Genomic DNA, 18,248 nt, shown 5'->3' with positions numbered 1-18,248 from the left:
ACGTGAAGGAACGACGACCATGAAGCGAGTCGAAGGCAAGGTGGCCCTGGTGACCGGCGGCGCGGGAGGCCTGGGCGCCGCGTCCGCGAGGATGCTCGCGCGCGAGGGCGCGAAGGTGGTGGTCACCGACCGGCGCGAGGCCGAAGCCCGCGCGGTGGCGGAGGAGCTGGGCGAGTCCGGGCTGTTCGTCCCGCTGGACGTCACCCGCGAGGACCAGTGGGTGAGCGCGCTGGCGCGCACGGTGGAGAAGTTCGGGCGGCTGGACGTGCTCGTGAACAACGCGGGCATGGGCATCGTGAAGGACATCGAGGAGATGACCCTGGATGAGTGGAAGCTCGTGCACTCGGTCAACCTGGACGGCGTCTTCCTGGGCTGCAAGCACGGCATCCGCGTGATGCGGGAGTCCAAGTCCCAGGGATCCATCATCAACATCTCCTCCATCGCGGGGCTCGTGGGCGTGCCGCAGTTCCCCGCGTACTGCTCCAGCAAGGCCGGCGTGCGCATGCTGTCCAAGTCCGTGGCGCTGCACTGCGCGTACAAGGGCTACGGCATCCGCTGCAACTCCATCCACCCCGGCTATGTGGAGACGGCCATGGTGGAGGCGCTGGCCCAGGCCGGCGGTCAGGCGGACAAGACGCGCGCGCGCATGCTCAAGGGCATCCCCGCGGGCCGCTTCGGTGAGCCGGACGACGTGGCCAACGCCGTGGTGTACCTGGCGTCGGACGAGTCCAAGCTGATGACCGGCGCGGAGATGGTCCTCGACGGCGGCGCCACCGCGCAGTAGCGCGTCAGGCCCACACGGCGGCGCCCGGGGACGTCATTCCCAGGGCGCCCCGAGCAGCTCCCCGAAGCGCATCCCCAGCTCCATGCGGCCCACCATCGCCTGTCCCCAGGCGGTCGCCTGCGCGGCCCAGGTGGCGGGCGTGAGCCCCAGCGTTTCGAAGAGCTTCATCACGTCCCCGCCCCGCTGCATCGCCTTGATCATCCGCGCGTAGTCCACCAGCGTGGGGAAGGCCGTCTCAGGGAAGAGCACCTCGCGGTCCACGGGCTTGGGCGGAACGCGAGGCTGGAGCGTGGACAGCATCAACTGGGCTTGCACGCGGGCGCTCAGCTCCTGCTGCTCGCGCTCCACGGCCTGCGCGGCCTCGCGCGCTTCAGCCTCGCGGCGGGCAACCTCGGCGCGGCGCTCCTGGTCGCGGCGGCGGGACTCGGCCACCTGGCGGTCGATTTCACGCTGGCGCTCGCGCTCCTCGCTCTCACGCCTGCGCTCGCGGCGCTCCCGCATCATCCGCAGCGCGGTGTGCGTGTCGTCCAGGAAGTCGCGGTGGATGTTCGACTCCTCCGGCGGCGACGGCGTGGAGCGCACGCGCTGCTCGAACGCAGGCAGCCACGCTTCAAAGTGGTCCAGCTCCGCGTCCAGCGCCGGGAGGACGGCCGCGTCGCGGGACTCCAGCCCGTTGCGCAGCGCCATGGCGCCCTTCGACACGGAGAGGGACGCGGTGCGCGGGCGCGTGCCCACCCGCTCCTCCGCCGCGTCCCAGAGGGCACGCAGCCTGCGTGGCAGCACGTCCACCGGCACGTCGTCCAGCAGCCGTGACGTCTGCTGGAAGAGCCCCTCGGGGTCCACGCGCCACCAGGACTGGAAGCGCACGAGGGCATCCGGCTCCACCTCGCACTGGTGCTCCCAGAGGCGGTCGCGCCAGCCGGCGAAGGCGGTGAGCAGGGCGCCGCGCTCCGCGGGGTGGGACTGGAAGCGCCGCCAGACGGCTTCGACGAGCACCTCCCGGCCGGAGAGGGCGCTCCACGAGCGAACCACGCGCGACAGCGGCGTCACCAGGAGGTGCTGGCCCGGTCCCTCCCAGACGGCCATCAACAGCCGGCCGGGGTGACCCGGGTCGGGGTGCTTCTCCTCGATGTGGAGGTCTGGGACCAGGCCCATGCTCCGGGCCCGCGAGGGGAACTGGATCAACGCCTCCAGCAGGGCCTCGCCGCTGGACGTGTCGCGGGCCCAGTCGTTCAGCCGCCGCTGTTCGTCCACCCCGGATTGGAGGAGGAGTCGCGCGAACGCGGAGTCACCGAAGCACGCGATGCGGTCCTTCGTCGTCCCCCGGTCGATGGCGTGAACCGTCTCCTCCAGGAAGGCCCACATCGCCTCGGCCTCCTCCTCTTCCGGGGCCTCGGGGTCGTCCCTCGGAGGCGTGGCGGCCCACTCGAAGAAGTCGAGCGCGGTCTCCGCGGGCAGGTCGCGCAACACCGAGCGCGCCCAGCGGGCCCACTGCTGCTGGCCCTCCACGCCCCAGGCGCGGAAGGGGCGCTGCTTCGCGAAGGACAACAGCTCCGCCGCCAGCGACCCTACCGTCCGCAGGGACACGGTGAGCAGCGCGTCCAGCGCGCCCTCTGGCGGAGGCGAGGGGAGCTCGCGCAGGACCTCCCTGGCGAAGGCGGCGTCGCCGTCCTGCCGCAGCCGCGCGAGCAGCCGGCGCGAGCCCCACTGGCTCAGGATGCGCCGCGCGAAGCGAGCGACCTCCGCATCAGCGGAGTCCAGCGCCTGGGCGACCTCCATCTCGTCGTGAAGGCACAGGGCGCACTCGAAGCGGACGTCGGCGTCCTCGCCATACAGGCCCCGGTGCAGCGCGGCGGTGACGCGCTCTGGCGTCACCTCCCGCGACACCCGCGACCAGGCGACGGCGGCGCGCGAGGACAGCTCCGGCACGTCGAGCACGCCCAGGGCGAGGTTGCGGATCCGCTCGCGCTCCTCGGGGCTCAGGCGCGGGGGGAGGCCGTTGCGCCAGCGCGTCATCGCGAGCATGGCCTCCACCGCCACGCGTCCCTCTCCGTGCAGCAGTTGGTTGCTCACGGCGAAGCGGGCCTCCCGTGACCCGTTGCCCTGGTGCACGCATGCGAACGCGGCCAGGAGGCGCAGGGTCGGATCCGGGGACTTGTCCGCCAGCCACTCCAGCGAGTCCGGCATGGGGCTGAAGGGCGCAAGCATCTCCTCCAGGGCCGACTCCTCGATGGGCAATATCAGCGCCCACGCGTCCTCCAGCTCCCGCGTGAAGCCGCGCTGCACGAGGTGGGACTCGATGCGCCGCGCGTCCTCGGCGAGGCGCAGCACCGCGCCCCACTGCCGTGCGTAGCGCGCCTCCAGCACCGCCACCTGCCCGGGCTCCAGCGCGGCGGTGCGGGCCGCCAGGGCGAAGCGATCCACCCCGGACTTCAGCAGGGCCCGCGCGGAGCCATAGCGCTCCGGAGGGATGGCACCACAGAGGCAGTGCGGGCACGCGGTGTCGGGAGGGATGAAGCGGATGCATCCGGGGCAGCGCACTTCTGCGCCCTGGCGCACGCCGCTGTCGAGCAGGGCGGACATGCCCTGTGTCTACCCCGGTCCAGGACACCGGTGCATCCCAGTCCTACAGTGAAGCGGAGCTAGAGCTGCCGGGGCGGACCGTAGATTTGCCGAAGCAGCGCATATGCCTGGGGGTCATTCTTCTGGACCCATTGGGCACCACTCTGGCTCTGCGGCTGGTTGCGGCCGAAATAGGCATTGGTGAGCTGCCCGAAATACTCGTCCACGTTCTTTCGGGCATGCGCGTCGGTGAACAGGCCGCCTCGTGCCTTCTGCGCCTCATACGCCTTTTGAATGGCTTGACGCTCCTGCGCACCAACACCGCAATGATGAATCGCGTGCGCGAACTCGTGGACGCCCGTACTGAAATCGCCGCCATATTTATCCGTACTCAGCTCGGACAAATTCTCTTCGGCAACAGCAGTGTGGGACATGGTCGAAACACCGCGCATGCCATCATAGGGTCTGCCATCAATTGAAGTCTGACCGCGAAGCGACTGAAACCCTGGCATATCAGTCAACTTCAATTTTTCGGGAACAATGACCAGAACGTGCCCTGACGCCTTCAGCCGCTGCGCGATATCAGGGCGGGCCTTGGTCATCTCCCGTGTCAATCGATTCGCCTCATCAATCGCGCTCTGACGGACTCCTCGAGCGCTGATCCTGACGCCCCCCGAATAGGAAACACCCGAGCGATCAGCCGGCTCCGTGTCACGCAAGAAGCGCTCAAGATTCTTCTTGGCCGCCGGCTCAAAGCTTGAGGAGTAGCGATCAAGTTGCTCCTTCAGCACCTTGCGTTCAGTTGGCGTCGTGCTGTTCTTGGCGACCACGCCTTGAAGTTGCTTGGCCTCTTGAACGGTGACCTTTCCATCGAGCCTGGCCTTGCCCACTTCGGACCGGATCAACTCAGGAGAGTTGGGCACCCGAGTCCGGGGGTCCAGCGAGGCTGCTTTTGAAAGCATCTTCTGGATGGAGCCAAGAAAGGCGTTCTCCTGCTTCGCTCCATTGGCCTGCGCTTGGGAGCTGCGCCCTCCCTGCGTCACCGCTGGCGGCTGAGAAGCAAGGCGCGGCGTGTTCCCAATGGAAGCCATGGAACCTCCACATCAAGACCTTGGGAAAGCATAGCACGAGTCCAATCCTGAAAGAGCCCATAGTCAGGTAGAAGACCTCCAACGGTTGGACACCTCACACGCTTCCAGAGCATTTGCGAACAAGGAGACCTTGCTCGCGCGCCCCTGCTTCAGCGCCTCCGGGCGGTCCGCACTGCGTCGAAGTACCCGTGGATGCTCCGGGATGCCGAGTGCTCCCCACCAGGTCATCTCGGTCGGACTGTGCCTGGCACCAAGCGTTGGCGTGGAATGAAGGGCAAGTGATCGCGATCGTGACGGGTGGTGGGACGGGCATTGGCTTCGCCATCGCGGAACGCTTCGCCAGCGAGGGCGCGGAGGTGGCCATCGCCGGGCGCCGCCAGCAGCGCCTGGAGGACGCGGCGGCGAGGATTGGCCGGGGCGCCCGGGCGTCGTCACGGACGTGGGCGACGACGCGCAGGTGAAGCGGCTCATCGACTCCGTGCCTCGCGTGGACCTGCTGGTGACGTGCGCGGGCGGGGCCGTGTTCGGCGCGGTGGAGAGCGTGCCCTCGCAGTCATGGCGGTCCCTCTTCAACGACCGCTTCTTCGGCCAGCTCTCCGCCTGCCACCACGCGGTGCCGAAGATGGCCCCGGGCAGCGCCATCCTCCTGTGCTCCGGCATCGCGGGCCACACCGCCCTGGTGAACTACTCGGGCGGCGCGGGCCTGTGCGGCGCGGTCAACGCCATGGGCCGCTCGCTGTCCGTGGAGTTCGCGCCCCGGGGCATCCGCGTCTACGTGCTGTCCCCGGGCCTGACGCGCGACACGGCCATCGACTGGGGCGTCCCTCCGGAGCAGGTGGGCGCGTTGCTGGACGCGCTCGTGAGCAAGGTCCCGCTCAAGAAGCCGGGCACCGTGCGCGACATGGCGGACGCGGCGTATTTCCTCGCGACGTGCGCGCACGCCACCGGGCAGGTCATCGACATCGACGGGGGTTGGACCGCCGGGGCCTGGGCCCTCCCGCGTCGCAAGCACCTCCGGATGCGGAGTGGGCGGGCGTCCGACCTGGACGAACGTCCTACTCCACAGGGACGAGGGGCGCCTTCATGTTGGCCAGAGAGCTTCTCGGGAGACCAGACATGGGCCGCAGCTACAGCGAACATCCGTTCCATCAACAGCAACCGATGCTGGGCGTGCAGGGGTCGGGACCGCGCCTCGGCAACGACGAGGACACCCAGAAGGTCGCGCAGCAGAAGAAGGCAAAGGCCACCACGAAGAGCGCGAAGACGTCGGCCTCGCCGGCACGGCAGGCCCGGAAGGCCGCCGCGCCGAAGAAGGGCGCGACGGGCACCCTCGCCAAGGGCAAGCCCGCCGGGAAGGCCCGGACGACCACCGGACGCGCCGCCTCCAAGCGCATCCACTGAGCGCCGCGGCGCGCACGCTCCTCCGTGGAAACGCGCGCGACCCGGGCGATGCGCCAGTGCCCGGAGCGCGGTAAGACAAGGCCTTCGATGAGCACGCCAGAGGAAGCGCGTCGCGCGCTGGAGGCCGTGTACCAGCGCGTGGAGGCACGCGCGGCAGATATCTCCGGCACCCATGATTGGTGGCCCTGCCGCCGAGGGTGCGACCACTGCTGCCGCCACCTGGCCGCGCCGCTTCCGCTCACGGAGCTGGAGTGGCGCTACCTGGAGGAAGGACTCCAGCAGCTCTCCGCCGAGGCCCAGGAGGAGCTCCACGCCCGCGTCGACGCGCTGGCCCGGCAGGAGACCCGCCCGTACACCTGCCCGCTGCTGGACCAGGAGACGGGCGCGTGCCGCGTCTATGCGCACCGGCCGCTGGCGTGCCGCTCGTATGGCTTCGCCGCCGCGCGCGACGGCGGCCTCTTCTGCCACTTCATCCTGGACCTGGTGGGAAAGCACGGTGACGCGGACATCGTCTGGGCCAACCAGGACGCCCTGGAGGATGCGCTGGCGCGGCTGAGCGGCCCCACGCGTCCGCTCTCCGAGTGGTTCGCGCAAAGGCAGCGCCAGGAGCCGTGAGCCGCTGGCTCAGCGCGGCTTCGACGGACCGGGCCGCCTCACGAGCCGCGCCTCCAGTCCGTCGAGCCACACGCGCAGGCCCATCTCGAACAGCTCATCGAAGTCGAGGTCGAACCCCGGACGCAGGCCGGCCAGTACCCTCTCCATGTGCGGAAAGCGCCCCGACGTCGCGACCCTCAGGAAGGTGTCCAGGTTGCGCTGCATGAACTCCTCGTCGTTCATGCCGGTCTGCGCGACGGCGTCGGCCTCGGACTCGAGGTTGACCGCGACGCCCTGCACGAACGTGTGGAGCAGCACGTGGACGCGCATCGCCTCCTGCGCCGGGAGCCGCGTCTCCTCCAGCGCCCGCAGGACCCAGTTCGCGAACGCGAGCGCGTTCTCCTGCGGTTGGGGCCGCGTGATGTTCACCACGCGCGCGAGCCAGGGATGGCGTTTGAAGACGCGCCACTCCAGCCTCGCGGCCAGCTCCAGCTGCGCGCGCCACCCGGCCGGAGGCTTCGCCGGCAACGGCTCCTCCGCGAAGGCGATCTCCGCCATCATGAAGAGCAGTACGTCCTTGCTGGCCACGTGGCGGTAGAGCGACATCACCGGCAGGCCGAGCTTCGCCGCGACCCCGCGAATGGACAGCGCGGGCAATCCCTCATCATCCGCCACGGCGATGGCCGCGCGCACGATGCGCTCGCGCGTCAGGTCCGCCGAGCCCCGCGTGGCGCCGGACCGGGACGGGCCCCCCGCGACGACCGTCCCGACGCGCGGCACGGCCTTCACCACGCCCTCCTGCGCCAGGGTCCGCAGGGCATGCGCCGCCGTCGCGAGCGCGACCTTCCACTGCCGGGCCAGCTCCCGCGTGGAGGGCAGCCTGTCTCCCGGCCGCAACGCCCCGGTGCGCAGCTGCCGCTTCACGTCGTCGACGATGCGCTGGTACGGAGCGATGGCCATGGGGCCTTGTACTAGTACAGCTTGCGCCTGGGCGCAGCCATTGCCCCGGTCGTTCCGCCTGAGCTAGCACACCCGGAGGCCTCCTCGGCGGTCCCGTTGTGGAGGACGGCGCCTGCGTACAGCGTACGCATCATGACCCGACCACATGTCCTCATCGCTGGAGCAGGAATCGCAGGCCCGTCACTCGCATGGTGGCTCTCCCGGAGGGGCTGGCGCGTCACCGTCGTCGAACGCGCCCGCGCGCTGCGCACCGGCGGGCAGGCCGTCGACTTCCGGGGGCCCGTGCACCGCACCGTGCTGGAGCGCATGGGCCTCTGGGAGGCCATCCACGAACGGCGCACCCGGCTGGGGGCGCAGGCCCTCATCGACGCCACGGGCCGGACGGTGACCGAGCTGCCCGCGCTGATGATGAGCGGGGACGTGGAACTCCAGCGCGGCGACCTCTGCCAATTGCTTTTCGAGCGCACCCGCGACCAGGTGGAGTACCGCTTCGGGGACAGCCCCACCGCGCTTCACGAAACGCCCGAGGGTGTGGAGGTCGCGTTCGAGCAACACGCCCCCCAGCGGTTCGACCTGGTGGTGGGCGCGGATGGCCTGCGCTCGAACGTGCGCTCGCGCGTCTTTGGTCGGGATGACGGCCACCTGAAGCACCACGGCTTTCGCGTCGTGGGCTGCACGCTGCCCAATGTGCTCGGCCTGCGGCAGCGAGGCGTCATCTACAGCGAGCCCGGCCGTGGGGTGTGCGTCACCAGCGCCCGCGCCGAGGACGAAACCCGCGCGATGTTCGTGTTCACCGGCGCGCCCCTCGGGCCCCAGGAGCGCTCCCAGGACCTGGCGCGCGAAGCGGTGTCGGCCGCCTTCGCGGGCGCGGGCTGGAGGACGGCGCAGCTGGTGGAGGCGCTGCACGGGGCGGAGGACCTCTACTTCGACGCCATCAGCTCCGTGCGGCTCCCTCGATACTCACACGGCCGCGTGGTCCTGCTGGGAGACGCGGCATGGGGCGGCACGCTCGGAGGACAGGGCACGCCCATGGCGATGGTGGGCGCGTACGTGCTCGCGGGGGAGTTGCTCGCCAGCCCGGACGCGCACGCCCAGGCCTTCGCGCGCTTCGAGGCCCGGCTGCGGCCGTATGCGCTGAAGTGCCAGGGCGGCGCGAGCCACGTGGGCGGATTCTTCGCGCCCCGCACGCGGGCCGGCCTGTTCCTGCGCAATCACATCTATGGACTGCTCACCACGAAGCCGCTGGAGCGCGTGTTCGAGAAGCTTGTCACCCACGCGGCCACCGGTTTCGCGCTTCCGGAATATTCCAACCCCAAAACAAGCAAGTAAAGCAAAACTGGATCAACTGGAAATCGTGACATAGCATTGCAGACACCTGGACATGCCGGAGCGCCCAGGGACAGCCATTCACCCTCAGTAGGAATCCGCATGAAAAAGACGGGAACGATGTGGGGTCTGTGTGTCGCGATGGGTCTTTCCACCGCCAGCTTCGCCGGGGCCAAGAGCAGCCAGCCCATCTATGTGGATAACGTGAACCGAGCCTTCAGCGGGAGCATGGGGTCGGTCCGCAACAGCTCGGATACCACGCAGAGCCTGTACTGCTCTTCCAGCTCGGCGGGTTATGGGTCTTGCATTGCGACGAACGCATCCGGCGTGTCCGTAAGCTGCCTCACCACCAATGCCAACCTGCTCGCGGTGATCCGTTCGGTGAACTCGGATTCGTACGTGCAAGTCACCTACGACAGCACGGGAAACTGCACGAGCATCCTGGTGGGCACCGGCTCCAACCACGAGCCCAAGCAGCCCTGAACCTCCTGCGTTGAAGGCAACCCGCGCCATGACTTCATTCAGTCGCACGCTCGTCGTGCTCAACCTGATGTTCTTCGGCGCGGGGCTTGCCCTCTTCGTGCAGGGTCAGCGCGCCTCCGCCAGCGCACAGGACCTGGAGGTCCGACTGGAGCGGATGGAGGGGCGCCTCAACCAGCTGCTCGCGCAGCGCCAGGGTCCTGCCGTGGCACTGTCCGGCGCGCCCGCCCCTGTGCCCGCGCTGCCCCTGGACCTGGACGCGCGCATCGAGCAGGCCGTCACCCGCGTAATACAGGCCCAGGCCTCCACCCCTGTTCCCCGGGAGGACGCCACGGATGCGCGGGAGCCGGCCGTCCCCGACGCGCGGAACGCCGCGGCCTGGGCCCGCGGCAACGAGATGGTGGACCGGGCCCTCTCCGCCCGCAGGTGGGGGGATGCCCAGGCGCGTGAGCTGGCGGCGTCCGTGCCCTCGCTCACGCCCCAGCAGCAGGTGGACCTCCTGCGCCGGCTCAGCGTGGCCATCAACGAGGGCCAGCTGAAGGTGGAGACGCGCGGCCCGCTCTTCTAGCTGGAAGCGGCGGCTACCGCCCCTCCGCCGCTCGCTTCAGCTCGACGATGTCCAGCTTCACCATCTTCATCATCGCCCGCATGACGCGGTCCCGCTTCGCCTCGTCCGGGCCCGTCAGCACCTGCTGCATGTAGGTGGGGACGATCTGCCAGGACAGCCCGAAGCGGTCCTTGAGCCAGCCACACTGCACCGGCCTCCCTCCGCCCGCGATGAGCTTGTCCCACAGCTCATCCAGCTCCTCCTGCGTCTCGCAGTCCACGCTCAGCGACACGGCATCCGTGAAGGGAACGCCGGGGCCACCGTTGAGCGCGATGAAGCGCTGCCCCGCGAGCTGGAATTCGATGGTCAGCACCGTGCCCTTGGGCGCGGGGCCCACGTCCGTGTAGCGGGTGACGTTCAGGACCTTCGAGTCCTTGAAGACAGACGTGTAGAGGGCAACGGCCTCCTCCGCGTTGAAGTTGCACCACAGGCAGGTGACGATCTTCTGGGGAACGGCCATGGAATTCCTCCTGGAGCTACGGTGGACGTGGCGCCACCGTGGGTCAGTACCATGAAGCCGGACCGCCCTCCCTGCCGTCAGCCCTGCGAACGCAGGACGGTGTTCAAGGGCTGGCGCCAGCCGTCCCCGCGGGAGCGGGCTGCGTGGGCACCTTCAGCTCTCCGGAGATGATGCGGGCCCGGAGCGCATCCACCGTGCGCAGCGCCTCCGCCTTGCCAGGAAAGTCCAGCCGCACGGGCGCCAGCCCCACGCCTCCCTCCTTCAAGCCGAGCGAAACGTTCCCGCCCTGGAGGCGCCCCTGGCGCTGCTCGCGGATGGCCTCGTACACGACCAGGTCCACGTGCTTCACGACGGCGGACAGCACCGCCTGTGGCGCCAGGTGGGACGGGTCGGAGTCCACGCCAATCACATACACGGCCTTGCCCGCGTCGCTCGCCTCCTTCACCGCCTGGATGGCGCCCAGGCCGTCCACGCCGGCCGCCGCGAAGACGACGTCCGTGTTCTTGAGCAGCAGGTCCTGCCCCACCTGCTTGCCCAGGGCGAAGTCCGTGAAGCTGCCGGTGTAGTTGACCAGCACCGTGGCGTTCGGGTTCGTCGCGGCCACGCCGGCCCGGAAGCCCGCCTCGTAGCGCTGCACCAGCGGAATCTTCATCCCGCCCACCATGCCCACCCGGCCCGTCCGGGTGGCCAGTCCCGCCAGGGCGCCCGCGAGGAAGCAGCCCTCCTCCTCGCGGAACACCACCGTGCGCACGTTGGGCAGGGTGATGACGCGGCCCTGCGCGTCCAGCAGCGGGCTGTCCACCAGCAGGAAGGGCAGCGACGGATTGCGCCGGGCCACCGCCTCCACGGCGTTCTCCAGCATGAAGCCCACGCCCATCGCCATGGACACGTGCTGGTCCGCGAGCAATTGGAGGTTGGGCTCGTAGTCCTCCGCCACGCGGCTCTGGAGGACCACCGGCGTGATGCCCAGCGGGGTCAGCTCCTGCGCGCGTGAGGCCAGGTCGGGCGCCAGCGAGGCCTGCCGCTCGGACGCGGTGGCCTCCTGGTAGCCGGCCTTCTCGTACTTCACCCCTGCGGACCACAGCTCCAGCCCGCGCAGGGCGGAGTCGTTGAAGGCCTGGTCGCCCCGGCCTCCCAATCCCAGCACCAGGCCGATGGTGGGCTTGGAAGGCGCGGCGGGCGCCTCCTTCTTGCAGCCGGTGGAGGCCGCCAGCAGACACAGGACGAGGGAGACGATTCGGCGGCGCGGGCTCATGACACAGCGCAATGTATCACGCCGCTAGAGCTGCTTCCGGGCCGGGGCTCAGGGGAAGGCCTGGCCAATCCAGCTGCCCTGGTTGTAGTGCACGTTGGGCTGGGCCATCAGCCCGACGCTGCTCGCGGCCTCGAACAGCACGACGATGTCCGAGCCACCGAACTGGAAGTAGGCGAACTCCTCGCCCTTGTGCAGCTTCTTGCCGACCTCCGCGGTCATCACGACGGAGGACACCTGCGCCATACCGATGGGCAGCACCGCCACCAGGCCCGCGGGCGTGTCCAGCACCAGCAGGCCGCGCGCCTGCGCGAACTGGTAGCCCGTGCCGTCCTCGGCATCCATCTGGCGCACCGCACGGAGCCGGTGCGTCCCATCCGCTTCCGGCGCCGCCACGACGTCCAGGTACACCTGGCCGTGAATCACGCGCGACTCCAGCACCCGGCCGGGCAGCGGCACGTGCAGGCGGTGGTAGTCCGTCGTGTTGAGGAAGCTGTGCATGAAGACGCCGCCCCGGAACCGCTCGCGGTAGGGACTGCCCTCCAGCAGCTCCATGACGGACCAGGTGAGGTTCTTCACCGTGATGGTGGACTTCTCGTTGATCTGCCACCAGCCCACGAAGGTGGAGTCCGCCGGAGAGACAATCACCCGGTCATCCCCGATGGACGCGATGGGCCGCATGCCCGGCTTGTAGTTGCGGGCGAAGAACTGGTTGAAGGTCTTCCAGCCACTGGGGGCCTGCATGTACTCGGACATGTTGTAGGCCGGCGCGTCGTAGAACGTGCGCAGCGACTCCGGCGTGAGCGACTCGGGCGTGTCGAGGAAGCGCCCCCACGCGTCGGCGTACGCCACCATCCACCGGGAGAGCTCCGTCAGCTCCGGAGCCTGCTGGCTCGGGACGATGTGGTTCTGGAGCTCGCGCACCGGCTTCTGGTCCAGGAAGAAGTAGAATTCGCAGATGTGGTTGTAGATGTGCCGGCCGTTGGGCGTTTCGGAGGGCACCCACTCCAGCAGGCCGCTCATCCACCGGAGGTAGTCGTCCAGGTTCTCGATGTGGCGGATGGCGGGGATGTCGTAGCGCCGGGCGTCCTGGACGGCCTGGGTGAAACGGCCCTCCCAACCGTTCCGGGCGATGAGCTGCTTCAACTCCTGGACGACGGGCTGCAAGGGCTTGTCATGGGGGTGCATGGGCTCTCCTTCAGGCATACAGCGCGTAGACCGACGCCCCCGCCAGGAGCAGCGCGGGAGGAATGGAATAAAGACAGACGCGGTCCAGGGCCCGGGTGAACCGCAGGCCGCGGGACTCGTACTCCGTGCCCTGGGTGCGCTTCACCACCTGGTGCACGCAGAGGCTCTCCACCACGATGAGGAACAGCACCGCCTGGCCCCCGAACATGAAGTAGTCCATCACGCACAGGTAGGCGATGCGCGGCAGCACGGTGCAGGCGATGTAGTTGTGGGCGATGACCGCCAGCAGCGCGGTGATGCAGATGCCGCTGCGCTCCCCCAGGCTCTCCGGGTCCAGGAAGAACACGACGCAGGGGGCCAGCACGAGCAGCAGCAGGACCAGGATGAGCTTGAAGACGTAGTACTGGGGACGCCGCTCGACGTGGAGGGTGATGTTGAAGCGCGAGTAGCCGATGTCGTCGAAGAAGGTGTAGCGATGCATCCCGGTCCCGACGTGGACGCCGTGGAGTTCCCACTCCGACGGGCCACTGGAGGCGAGCTCCAGGACGTCGTCGCCATGAAGCGGGGCGCTGCACTCCGCCAGCGCTTCCGCCCCCTGGAGCCGCGCCCCTACGCGCTCATGGACCAGGACCAGCTCCTCCGTGGAGTGCTGGAAGTCCTCGACGAGGATGGGCAGGTCCTGTTCGTCGAAGGGGAACCGGCGCAGGTCCAGCTTGCTGGCGAGCGTGACCCGGTAGCGGTTCACCGTCTGCACGATGCCTGGCGCCACCAGTTGATAGGTGTCCTCCTCCAGCTGCTTGGACACGCTCTTGGCGTTGATGATCTCCAGGTTCGGGCGCCACGCGGGAGGCGCGTCCAGGTTCCCGAGCGGCGCGTTGGCGAGCGTGGGGTCGTACCAGCGCAGCCGCATGTAGAAGTCCGCGTCGAAGGTCTCATTGACGTCATCCACGCTGCTCAAGCCGGTCAGGGCGAAGCTCACGTAGACCTTGCGCGGCCCGGTCCCTGGCGGCGCCTCCGCCGCACCCGCTGGGAGAGACAGGAGCAGGCAGAGACAGAACACCATTCCCCAGAGCCCGTGGGTCAGGGCCATGCCACCTGCATCCACCGACCACGTGCGGCGTGCGTGCATGCCCCCGGTGGGTGCATGCGATATGCCGCCTTCAGGACAGACCGCCTCCGCGGTGGCTCACTCCCGGGGCGCGGACAGGAGGACTGGAGGCGCGTTCGCGTGGGACGCGGGCTGCGTCCCCGCACGACGCGGCGATAGGCTGTCCGTCATGACCTACCGACGCGCTCCGGTGAAGGCTCCGCGACTCTCTGGCATGGCCCTCAAGGCCATGGTGAACACGCTGGAGCGGGGCGGCGTGGGCCCGGCGCTGGTGGAGAAGCTGATGCGGGACAGCGGCATCGAGCAGTGGCGCGAGCTGTCCGCTGGCGATGCCCCTCCCATCCAGTACCCGTTGCCCCCGGGGGCACCTCCCACCGAATCACAGACACCCCTGGAGCAGGCCGCGCGCGCAGCCGCCGCGTCGCCCGTGGAGCCGAAGCGGGAGACGGTCGCGGCGTTCGCTCGTGCCTACCGGGACAGGAGCACGGATCCGGTGGCCGTGACGCGCAAGGCCCACGAGGCCATTGAACGGCTGGACGGCGGCGCGGACCGCCTGGGCCTCTTCATTGCTCGCAAGCCGGAGGAGGTGCTGCGGGCAGCGGAGGCGTCCGCGGAGCGGCTGCGCTCGGGCGCTCCCTTGAGCGTGCTCGACGGCGTGCCCGTCGTCATCAAGGACGAGCTGGACCTGGCGGGCTTCCCCACGACGCTGGGCACCACCTTCCGCAAAGAGCCGGCCCGGACCGACTCCACCGTCGCCGCGCGCTTGAAGGCCGCGGGCGCCGTCATCCTGGGCAAGGCCAACATGCATGAGATTGGCATCAACCCCATCGGGTTGAACCCGCACCACGGCGCCGCGCGCAACCCGTGGAACCGGGGCCACATCACCGGCGGCAGCTCCAGCGGCTCCGGGGCCGTGGTGGCGGCGGGTCTGTGTCCGGCGAGCATTGGCGCGGACGGCGGCGGCTCCATCCGCATTCCCGCCGCGCTGTGCGGCCTGGTCGGGCTCAAGGCCACCTGGGGCCGCATCCCGGAGACGGGCGTGCCGCCGCTGTGCTGGAACGTGGCGCACGTGGGCCCCCTGGGCCTCACCGTCGATGACGTCGCGGCCGTGTATGCGATTGTCGCGGGGACGGACGGACACGACGTCGCCTCCCGGCAGCAGCCCCCGCACCACCTGTCTGGCTATGAGGACGGGGCCCTCAAGGGCCTCCGCCTGGGCATCTGCACGCCGTACTTCGAGGACGCCGACCCGGACGTGGTGGCGCGCTGCCGCGAGGCCGTGCGCGCCCTCACCGACGCGGGCGCCACGGTGGTGGAGCTGCCCGCGCCGGACCTGAACACGATTCTCTGGACGCACAGCTGCATCATCCTGAGCGAGATGGCGGAGGCGATGCTGCCGCAGGTGAAGGCACGCGCTTCCGTGTTCGGGCTCGACTCGCGCACCAACCTGGCGCTGGGGCGGCACTTCCGCGCCACGGACCTCATCCATGCGCTGCGGCACCGGCACCGGCTGACGCGGGAGCTGCTGGCGCTCATGGCGGACGTGGACGTCATCGTCACGCCGACGACGGCCAGCACCGCTCCCGTCATTCCCGAAGCGGCGCTCCCGGCGGGCGAGTCCAACCTGCCGGTGGTGGACGCGCTGATGCGCTTCATCCGCCTGGCGAACCTCACCGGCTGCCCTGCCCTCTCCGTCCCCGCGGGCTTCGACCGCGCGGGCCTGCCCGTGGGCGTGCACCTCATGGGGCGGCCCTACGAGGAGCACCTGCTGCTGCGCCTGGGGCGCGTGGTGGAGCGCGCGACGGAGCGCCGCACGCCGGGTCTCCACGTCAACCTTCTGCCCTGACGGGCACAACTCCGTCTCCCATCTCCCGATAACCCTTCTCGAACCACGAGCACGGAAGGCCCGGGACATGTCCATCGACGGAGTGGGAAGAGGCGGAGTCCGGCCCGTGGCTCCGCAGCCGCTGGAGGGCCGGTCCGAGCCCGTCGCGAAGAACACGCTCGCGCGTCCGCTGGCGACGAAGGACGTCTTCGAGGCGAAGCGCGCCCAGGCCCCCAGCCCTTCCGCGGGCAACGCGAACCTGCCGCCCATCCAGTCCAACACGGGCACGGTCCAGGCCGGCACGGTGCAGTTGGATGAGGCGACGAAGGTGGCGCGCGGCGCGCTGAAGCTCGACGCGGGCGCCGACCCGAAGACGTACGACGGCATGTACCTGGGCTCGGATGGCTACGCCTATCCGCCGGAGAAGTTCTCCGTGTCGGAGGTGCCGCCGTTCAAGCCGGAGAAGCCCATCGCGTCCCCGACGCCGACGACGTACCACGTCAACGGCATCCTCACGCAGCCGCAGGGCGACGGGAACGCCACGGGCGAGGCGCAGAAGCTGGCGAACGAGACGGGCACCAACGTCGTGCCCATCTACAACGCGACGGAGGGCCTGCCCGCGGACGTGGCGCAGACGGGCCTGGACCGGCTGGGCGTGGGTGACAACAAGGCGGCCCAGACGCTCGCGGACGCCATCTACCGGGACCTCCAGGCGGGCAAGAAGGTCAACGTCACGGGCTACAGCCAGGGCGGCGCCATCGTGTCCAGCGCGCTGCGCGAGGTGGACCACCGCATCAAGGACGACCTGGGCGGCTTCTGGGGCAACCTGCCTGTCCTTGGCGACGGCAACCGCGACAAGCGCGAGGCGATGCTCGGCAACATCAACGTCTCCACTTTCGCGGGCGCGGGCAAGACGTTCCCGGACGGGCCGAAGTACACCTTCTACGTCAACAAGCAGGACCCCGTGCCGACGTGGCTGGGCACGCACGCGTTCAACCCGGTGACGGACATCGTCAGCGGCATCGCGTCCGGCCTCTTCCCCGGCATCGGCATCCTCAACGGCGGCCCGTCCACGCAGTACCCCGAAGGCGCGACCATCCACACCTTCGACTCCGCCGGGAACGGCGAGGTGTTCGCCCTGGACGGCAAGCACGGCATCGACACGTACCTGAACAACATCCAGGACGCCGTCTGAAGCAGGTGCAGCGCGCGGCGCCCCAGGAGCACGGCTCCCGGAGCGCCGCCCCACCAACTCATTTACCGACGAAGAACTCCTCTGACCCGTCCATGTTCCGCACCCATGCGGTAACGCCCATGCGCCGGAGCACGACAGCCGCCAGTCGCATGTCCGCCTGGGGAACCTTGAGCACCCGCTGACGGGCCCTGCTCTCCAGGAGTCGTTCCACCGCGAGTTGAAGTCGTGAAAAGGAACGGGACGTCTCCACTTCCGTGCCCCAGACGCCGTTCCGCGACAGTGCGTCCAACCGCCGCCCACTGGGCAGCCGGACCTCGACCTGACCACCGAAGCCCGCGGAGCGGAACTTCGCCATCTGATGCGCGCGCGATTCGGCCATGGTCAGTCCTTGCTCGCCGCCAGAAGGAAGCCGAGGCCCACGACCGCCGCCAGGGCAACCGCGACCCCTACCCCCGAAGAGGACGAAGCTGGAGCCGGAGCCAAAGGCGGAGACGGAGGCGAAGCGAGCGGGGTCCGGAGCACGTTCCGGTTCGGAAGGAAGTGCTGCACGGGAGCCGGAGCCAGCGCCCGAGCCCGCAGCGCTTCGAGCCGCCGCCGGATCTGGCTGATGCTGGGCCGCATGCCCGGCTGGGTCGAAAGCATCTGGTTGATGAGCTGCTCCAGGTCGGGCGCGCCCTGAATCTGGATCCGCAACACCTCTTGGGGCTGGGGCTCACGGCCCACGAGGAGCGCGAACGCCACCGCTCCCAGCGAGTAGATGTCCCCAAAGGGGGACGCAAGCCCCTCCGGAGGCATGTAACCCGGGGTTCCGCCGGTGTGCCTGCCGAGCATGACCGTCTGCCCCAGGCCGCCCCGGGCGAGGCCGAAGTCCGCGAGCTTCGCCACCCCGTCCTTGTGCAGGATGTTCCCAGTCTTGAGGTCGCCGTGGAACGCGCCCACCCCAGAGGCGTGGACCTCCTCCAGACCCTGAACCACCGTGAGCAGGTAACCCAAGACCCGCTCCACGGGAAGCCGCTGTCGGACCAGGGGTGTAAGGTCCCCGTCCATCAGCTCCATCGCGAAACCCCGGCGTCCATCCACCAGCACAGGCTCGAAGTACCGCACGACGTAGCGCCCCTGATGCCGCTGGAGCCGCCGGACCTCGTCGTCGATGAGTTGCTGGTTCTCCGGCGAGGCATCCTTCGGAGCCTTGACGACGAACATCTGCCCTGCCTCGTCCCGGCACTTCAGGAGCTTCCCCAGGCCACCGCCCGTGAGTTCCTGGATCACCGTGATACGTCCCTGAATTTTCATAGGTTTTTTCTCAAGCGCCTCATGCCGGGGGTTGCTGGCGGAGTAACCCACCAGACCGGCATACGAGCGCTCCTTTAACTAACCCACGAAAATTCGATGGCAAGCTGACATAGGAATTTTAT

18 protein-coding genes and 1 pseudogene are annotated in these 18,248 nt (G+C 69.2%); 10 read left to right on the top strand and 9 right to left on the bottom strand.

Annotated elements, in window-relative coordinates; genetic code table 11:
• Positions 1–19 precede the first annotated feature (19 nt).
• Positions 20–784, top strand: a complete 765-nt coding sequence (locus tag D7W79_RS00700) for a glucose 1-dehydrogenase (RefSeq protein ID WP_120523380.1) — start codon at positions 20–22, stop codon at positions 782–784.
• Between the two features lie 33 nt (positions 785–817).
• Here the strand turns inward: D7W79_RS00700 and D7W79_RS00695 are convergent, their stop codons facing one another.
• Both D7W79_RS00695 and D7W79_RS43095 read right to left on the bottom strand, forming a co-directional pair.
• Positions 818–3,367 (bottom strand): hypothetical protein, encoded by a 2,550-nt coding sequence (locus tag D7W79_RS00695; protein ID WP_120523379.1) that lies wholly within the window; start codon positions 3,365–3,367, stop codon positions 818–820.
• 59 nt (positions 3,368–3,426) lie between these two features.
• Positions 3,427–4,437: a hypothetical protein gene (locus tag D7W79_RS43095; protein WP_147441747.1), complete on the bottom strand. Its 1,011-nt coding sequence runs from the start codon at positions 4,435–4,437 to the stop codon at positions 3,427–3,429.
• Positions 4,438–4,715: 278 nt separating this feature from the next.
• Here D7W79_RS43095 and D7W79_RS45605 point away from each other — a divergent pair, with 278 nt between their 5' ends.
• The 4 genes and pseudogenes from D7W79_RS45605 to D7W79_RS00680 all read left to right on the top strand — a co-directional run bounded on the left by D7W79_RS45605 (position 4,716) and on the right by D7W79_RS00680 (position 6,453).
• Positions 4,716–4,898, top strand: a complete 183-nt coding sequence (locus tag D7W79_RS45605) for an SDR family NAD(P)-dependent oxidoreductase (protein ID WP_276375027.1) — start codon at positions 4,716–4,718, stop codon at positions 4,896–4,898.
• Positions 4,877–5,356, top strand: a pseudogene (locus D7W79_RS00685) (SDR family NAD(P)-dependent oxidoreductase); the annotation flags it as partial. The gene D7W79_RS45605 and the pseudogene D7W79_RS00685, both read left to right, overlap by 22 nt.
• Before the next feature lie 197 nt (positions 5,357–5,553).
• On the top strand, positions 5,554–5,838 hold the full coding sequence (locus D7W79_RS44230) for a hypothetical protein (RefSeq protein WP_167497654.1): 285 nt from the start codon (positions 5,554–5,556) through the stop codon (positions 5,836–5,838).
• Positions 5,839–5,925: 87 nt separating this feature from the next.
• Entirely contained in the window at positions 5,926–6,453 is a 528-nt protein-coding gene (locus tag D7W79_RS00680; RefSeq protein ID WP_120523377.1) for a YkgJ family cysteine cluster protein, read from the top strand.
• A 9-nt stretch (positions 6,454–6,462) separates the two neighbouring features.
• Here the strand turns inward: D7W79_RS00680 and D7W79_RS00675 are convergent, their stop codons facing one another.
• A complete protein-coding gene (locus D7W79_RS00675; RefSeq protein ID WP_120523376.1) occupies positions 6,463–7,392 on the bottom strand; it encodes a TetR/AcrR family transcriptional regulator C-terminal domain-containing protein in 930 nt (309 codons plus the stop codon).
• A 132-nt stretch (positions 7,393–7,524) separates the two neighbouring features.
• On the opposite strand from D7W79_RS00675, the gene D7W79_RS00670 reads away from it, so the two are divergent.
• From D7W79_RS00670 to D7W79_RS00660, 3 genes are all read left to right on the top strand, one after another.
• Entirely contained in the window at positions 7,525–8,721 is a 1,197-nt protein-coding gene (locus D7W79_RS00670; RefSeq protein ID WP_120523375.1) for an FAD-dependent oxidoreductase, read from the top strand.
• Between the two features lie 99 nt (positions 8,722–8,820).
• Positions 8,821–9,201, top strand: a complete 381-nt coding sequence (locus tag D7W79_RS00665) for a hypothetical protein (RefSeq protein WP_147441746.1) — start codon at positions 8,821–8,823, stop codon at positions 9,199–9,201.
• 28 nt (positions 9,202–9,229) lie between these two features.
• The gene (locus D7W79_RS00660) at positions 9,230–9,766 is read left to right on the top strand and encodes a hypothetical protein (RefSeq protein ID WP_120523373.1); all 537 of its coding nucleotides are present in this window, start codon (positions 9,230–9,232) and stop codon (positions 9,764–9,766) included.
• Between the two features lie 13 nt (positions 9,767–9,779).
• On the opposite strand, the gene D7W79_RS00655 is transcribed toward D7W79_RS00660, so the two are convergent.
• The 4 genes from D7W79_RS00655 to D7W79_RS00640 form a co-directional block, all read right to left on the bottom strand.
• A complete protein-coding gene (locus D7W79_RS00655; RefSeq protein WP_120523372.1) occupies positions 9,780–10,265 on the bottom strand; it encodes a VOC family protein in 486 nt (161 codons plus the stop codon).
• A gap of 103 nt (positions 10,266–10,368) precedes the next feature.
• On the bottom strand, positions 10,369–11,520 hold the full coding sequence (locus D7W79_RS00650) for a BMP family lipoprotein (RefSeq protein WP_120523371.1): 1,152 nt from the start codon (positions 11,518–11,520) through the stop codon (positions 10,369–10,371).
• A 48-nt stretch (positions 11,521–11,568) separates the two neighbouring features.
• Positions 11,569–12,705, bottom strand: a complete 1,137-nt coding sequence (locus D7W79_RS00645) for a phosphatidylserine decarboxylase (RefSeq protein ID WP_208729603.1) — start codon at positions 12,703–12,705, stop codon at positions 11,569–11,571.
• Positions 12,706–12,715: 10 nt separating this feature from the next.
• A complete protein-coding gene (locus D7W79_RS00640; protein ID WP_158616848.1) occupies positions 12,716–13,795 on the bottom strand; it encodes a ligand-gated ion channel in 1,080 nt (359 codons plus the stop codon).
• A gap of 187 nt (positions 13,796–13,982) precedes the next feature.
• Between D7W79_RS00640 and D7W79_RS00635 the strand changes: the two genes are divergently transcribed.
• On the top strand, positions 13,983–15,659 hold the full coding sequence (locus tag D7W79_RS00635) for an amidase (RefSeq protein ID WP_120523369.1): 1,677 nt from the start codon (positions 13,983–13,985) through the stop codon (positions 15,657–15,659).
• Positions 15,660–15,765: 106 nt separating this feature from the next.
• Positions 15,766–16,833 (top strand): PE-PPE domain-containing protein, encoded by a 1,068-nt coding sequence (locus D7W79_RS00630; protein ID WP_244221532.1) that lies wholly within the window; start codon positions 15,766–15,768, stop codon positions 16,831–16,833.
• Positions 16,834–16,891: 58 nt separating this feature from the next.
• Here D7W79_RS00630 and D7W79_RS00625 read toward each other — a convergent pair whose 3' ends face one another.
• Both D7W79_RS00625 and D7W79_RS00620 read right to left on the bottom strand, forming a co-directional pair.
• A complete protein-coding gene (locus D7W79_RS00625) occupies positions 16,892–17,212 on the bottom strand; it encodes a hypothetical protein (protein WP_120523367.1) in 321 nt (106 codons plus the stop codon).
• Positions 17,213–17,214: 2 nt separating this feature from the next.
• Positions 17,215–18,102, bottom strand: a complete 888-nt coding sequence (locus tag D7W79_RS00620; RefSeq protein ID WP_158616847.1) for a protein kinase domain-containing protein — start codon at positions 18,100–18,102, stop codon at positions 17,215–17,217.
• Positions 18,103–18,248 lie beyond the last annotated feature (146 nt).

This window comes from Corallococcus exercitus, from assembly GCF_003611585.1.
Classification (GTDB): Bacteria; Myxococcota; Myxococcia; order Myxococcales; family Myxococcaceae; genus Corallococcus; species Corallococcus exercitus.
Note: the sequence above shows the minus strand (reverse complement) of the source record. Positions and strands in the feature narration are given on the sequence as shown.

What these genes read in the sequence shown, in the direction of transcription:
- D7W79_RS00695 (WP_120523379.1), bottom strand. Translation starts at nt 3,367, where the DNA reads ATGTCCGCCCTGCTCGACAGCGGCGTGCGCCAGGGCGCAGAAGTGCGC.
- D7W79_RS00680 (WP_120523377.1), top strand. Translation starts at nt 5,926, where the DNA reads ATGAGCACGCCAGAGGAAGCGCGTCGCGCGCTGGAGGCCGTGTACCAG.
- D7W79_RS00625 (WP_120523367.1), bottom strand. Translation starts at nt 17,212, where the DNA reads ATGGCCGAATCGCGCGCGCATCAGATGGCGAAGTTCCGCTCCGCGGGC.
- D7W79_RS00675 (WP_120523376.1), bottom strand. Translation starts at nt 7,392, where the DNA reads ATGGCCATCGCTCCGTACCAGCGCATCGTCGACGACGTGAAGCGGCAG.
- D7W79_RS00670 (WP_120523375.1), top strand. Translation starts at nt 7,525, where the DNA reads ATGACCCGACCACATGTCCTCATCGCTGGAGCAGGAATCGCAGGCCCG.
- D7W79_RS00660 (WP_120523373.1), top strand. Translation starts at nt 9,230, where the DNA reads ATGACTTCATTCAGTCGCACGCTCGTCGTGCTCAACCTGATGTTCTTC.
- D7W79_RS43095 (WP_147441747.1), bottom strand. Translation starts at nt 4,437, where the DNA reads ATGGCTTCCATTGGGAACACGCCGCGCCTTGCTTCTCAGCCGCCAGCG.
- D7W79_RS00645 (WP_208729603.1), bottom strand. Translation starts at nt 12,705, where the DNA reads ATGCACCCCCATGACAAGCCCTTGCAGCCCGTCGTCCAGGAGTTGAAG.
- D7W79_RS00640 (WP_158616848.1), bottom strand. Translation starts at nt 13,795, where the DNA reads ATGGCCCTGACCCACGGGCTCTGGGGAATGGTGTTCTGTCTCTGCCTG.
- D7W79_RS00655 (WP_120523372.1), bottom strand. Translation starts at nt 10,265, where the DNA reads ATGGCCGTTCCCCAGAAGATCGTCACCTGCCTGTGGTGCAACTTCAAC.
- D7W79_RS00635 (WP_120523369.1), top strand. Translation starts at nt 13,983, where the DNA reads ATGACCTACCGACGCGCTCCGGTGAAGGCTCCGCGACTCTCTGGCATG.
- D7W79_RS00650 (WP_120523371.1), bottom strand. Translation starts at nt 11,520, where the DNA reads ATGAGCCCGCGCCGCCGAATCGTCTCCCTCGTCCTGTGTCTGCTGGCG.
- D7W79_RS00700 (WP_120523380.1), top strand. Translation starts at nt 20, where the DNA reads ATGAAGCGAGTCGAAGGCAAGGTGGCCCTGGTGACCGGCGGCGCGGGA.
- D7W79_RS00665 (WP_147441746.1), top strand. Translation starts at nt 8,821, where the DNA reads ATGAAAAAGACGGGAACGATGTGGGGTCTGTGTGTCGCGATGGGTCTT.
- D7W79_RS44230 (WP_167497654.1), top strand. Translation starts at nt 5,554, where the DNA reads ATGGGCCGCAGCTACAGCGAACATCCGTTCCATCAACAGCAACCGATG.